Source organism: Syntrophothermus sp., assembly GCF_013314835.1.
GTDB lineage: Bacteria > Bacillota > Syntrophomonadia > Syntrophomonadales > Syntrophothermaceae > Syntrophothermus > Syntrophothermus lipocalidus.
Genome location: NZ_JABUEX010000128.1, coordinates 1 through 3,415 on the forward strand (window position 1 = coordinate 1; position 3,415 = coordinate 3,415).

Annotated in this window: 2 rRNA genes; both read left to right on the plus strand. The window is 55.2% G+C overall.

Annotation, left to right across the window (positions count from 1 at the left end):
- The first annotated feature begins 181 nt into the window (after positions 1–181).
- Positions 182–3,230: ribosomal RNA gene (locus tag HPY90_RS15485) — 23S ribosomal RNA — on the plus strand.
- 51 nt (positions 3,231–3,281) lie between these two features.
- Positions 3,282–3,398: ribosomal RNA gene (rrf, locus tag HPY90_RS15490) — 5S ribosomal RNA — on the plus strand.
- Positions 3,399–3,415: the final 17 nt, after the last annotated feature.

Consider the following 3,415-nt stretch of genomic DNA (forward strand, 5'->3'; position numbering starts at 1 on the left):
TATCGGAAGGTGCGGCTGGATCACCTCCTTTCTAAGGAGTGCTAGGGAATGCACCAAGTGCACTCCCAGGTCGATACCACTTCTCACCCCTTCCTTCACTGCTTAGCTTTGAAGGAGCATATGCTCCTTTTGCACCTTGAAAACTGCACAGTGGGTAGATAAGATTTCGTCCGAGTAAATAGGTCAAGCTAAGAAGGGCACATGGTGGATGCCTTGGCGCTAGCAGCCGAAGAAGGGCGTAGCAAGCGGCGAAACGCCCCGGGTAGCCGCAAGCAGGCGTTGATCCGGGGATGCCCGAATGGGGGAACCCGCCACGGGTAATGCCGTGGCATCCCAGGCTGAATCCATAGGTCTGGGAGGGGAACTGTGGGAACTGAAACATCTTAGTACCGCAAGGAGGAGAAAGAAACATCGATTCCCTGAGTAGCGGCGAGCGAACGGGGAGGAGCCCAAACCGGGTGCATGTGATAGCCTACAGGCGTTGTGCATTCGGGGTTGAAGGAGCTACCGTGGATGGCTGTAGACATCCGGGGGGATTCTTAGCATCTAGCCGAAGTGGCCTGGAAAGGCCCACCGTAGATAGTGAGAGTCTAGTAGGCGAAAGGTGCGAGGGCCTCTGGTAGCCACCTGAGTACCGCGGGACACGAGGAATCCCGTGGGAAGCTAGGAGGACCACCTCCTGAGGCTAAATACTAGCTAGCGACCGATAGTGAACTAGTACCGTGAGGGAAAGGTGAAAAGAACCCCGGGAGGGGAGTGAAATAGTACCTGAAACCATGATGCCTACAAACAGTGGGAGGGCGGTATTCCATGCATAGCATGGGGGCGCCTGACCGCGTACTTTTTGTAGAACGGACCGGCGAGTTACAGTATGTGGCGAGGTTAAGCAGGATATGCGGAGCCGTAGCGAAAGCGAGTCTGAAGAGGGCGCAAGTCGCATGCTGTAGACCCGAAACCGGGTGAGCTATCCATGGCCAGGGTGAAAGGGGAGTAAAGTCCCGTGGAGGCCCGAACCACGTTGTCGTTGAAAAGGCATGGGATGAGCTGTGGATAGGGGTGAAATGCCAATCGAACCCGGAGATAGCTGGTTCTCCCCGAAATAGCTTTAGGGCTAGCCTTGGGGAATAACTTTCGGAGGTAGAGCACTGATGGGGCTAGGGGCCCAACAAGGTTACCGAACCCTTTCAAACTCCGAATGCCGGAAGTGGTATCCCAGGAGTCAGACTGTGGGGGCTAAGCTTCATAGTCGAGAGGGAAACAGCCCAGATTGCCTGCTAAGGTCCCGGAGTGTGGACTAAGTGGAAAAGGATGTGGGGTTGCCTAGACAACCAGGATGTTGGCTTAGAAGCAGCCATTCATTCAAAGAGTGCGTAATAGCTCACTGGTCGAGTGATCTTGCGCCGAAAATGTAACGGGGCTAAAGTCCACCACCGAAGCAGCAGAATGCCGGAAGGCATTGGTAGGGGAGCGTTGTGTTGAGGTGGAAGCAGGACGGGAACGACCTGTGGACGCAACACAAGAGAGAATGCCGGTATAAGTAGCGAAAAGATGAGTGAGAATCTCATCCGCCGAAAGCCTAAGGTTTCCTGAGGAAGGGTCGTCCACTCAGGGTAAGTCGGGGCCTAAGCCGAGGCTAGATAGCGTAGGCGATGGACAACCGGTTGAGATTCCGGTACCACCGAGAGCCGACCATGGCAAGCCTTGATGAGTATGGCAGCGCAAGCTGCTATAGGGGTCAGGGTGAGTCAAGCGAAGGGGTGACGCAGGAGGGTAGGTCAGCAGGTTAATGGAACACCTGTCCAAGCGTGTAGGGGGTGTGATAGGCAAATCCGTCACACATAACCCCGAGGCGTGATGGGGAGCGAAATATAGTAGCAGAACTGACTGAGCCCAAACTGCCTAGAAAAGCCTCTAGCGAGGAAGCAGGTGCCCGTACCGCAAACCGACACAGGTAGGCGAGGAGAGTATCCAAAGGCGCGCGAGAGAACCCTCGTTAAGGAACTCGGCAAAATGATCCCGTAACTTCGGGAGAAGGGATGCCCTAGTAGGGTGTAGTGTAACACATGAAGCCCGAGGGGGTCGCAGAGAAATGGCCCAAGCGACTGTTTATCAAAAACACAGGTCTCTGCTAAGCCGGAAGGCGAAGTATAGGGGCTGACGCCTGCCCAGTGCCGGAAGGTTAAGGGGAAGGTTTAGGGGAACCGAAGATCTGAACCGAAGCCCCGGTGAACGGCGGCCGTAACTATAACGGTCCTAAGGTAGCGAAATTCCTTGTCGGGTAAGTTCCGACCTGCACGAATGGCGTAACGACTTGGGCGCTGTCTCGACGGGGGGCTCGGCGAAATTGTAAGTACCTGTGAAGATGCAGGTTACCCACGACTAGACGGAAAGACCCCGTGGAGCTTTACTGTAGCCTGAGATTGGATTTTGGCAGGGTATGTACAGGATAGGTGGGAGGCGTAGAGAGCAGGACGCAAGTTTTGCTGGAGCCGGCCTTGGGATACCACCCTTATTCTGCTGGAGTTCTAACCCGAGTCAGTTAACCTGATTGGGGACATTCTCAGGTGGGCAGTTTGACTGGGGCGGTCGCCTCCTAAAAGGTAACGGAGGCGCCCAAAGGTTCCCTCAGCGCGGTTAGAAATCGCGCGAAGAGTGTAAAGGCAGAAGGGAGCTTGACTGTGAGAGGTACAACTCGAGCAGGGTGGAAACACGGGCTTAGTGATCCGGTGGCGCTGTGTGGGCTGGCCATCGCTCAACGGATAAAAGCTACCCCGGGGATAACAGGCTGATCTCCCCCAAGAGTCCACATCGACGGGGAGGTTTGGCACCTCGATGTCGGCTCATCGCATCCTGGGGCTGGATTAGGTCCCAAGGGTTGGGCTGTTCGCCCATTAAAGCGGTACGTGAGCTGGGTTCAGAACGTCGTGAGACAGTTCGGTCCCTATCTGTCGTGGGCGTAGGAGATTTGAGGGGGACTATCCCTAGTACGAGAGGACCGGGATGGACATACCTCTGGTGTACCAGTTGTCACGCCAGTGGCACGGCTGGATAGCCAAGTATGGTATAGATAAGCGCTGAAAGCATCTAAGCGCGAAGCTAGCCCCGAGATGAGATCTCCCACAGGGTAAGCCTGGTAAGACTCCAGAGAGAACAACTGGTAGATAGGCCGGGTGTGTAAGTGCAGCAATGCACTGAGCTAACCGGTACTAATAGGTCGAGGGCTTGACCTATGGGGCGAAGTATTGACCCGCTGTGCAGGTTTCAACAAATTATGTAAGCATTCCGGTGGCAAGAGCGGAGGGGAAACACCTGTACCCATTCCGAACACAGAAGTTAAGCCCTCCAGCGCCGATGGTACTGCACTGGCAACGGTGCGGGAGAGTAGGCCGCTGCCGGATGCTTTTTTATGTACATC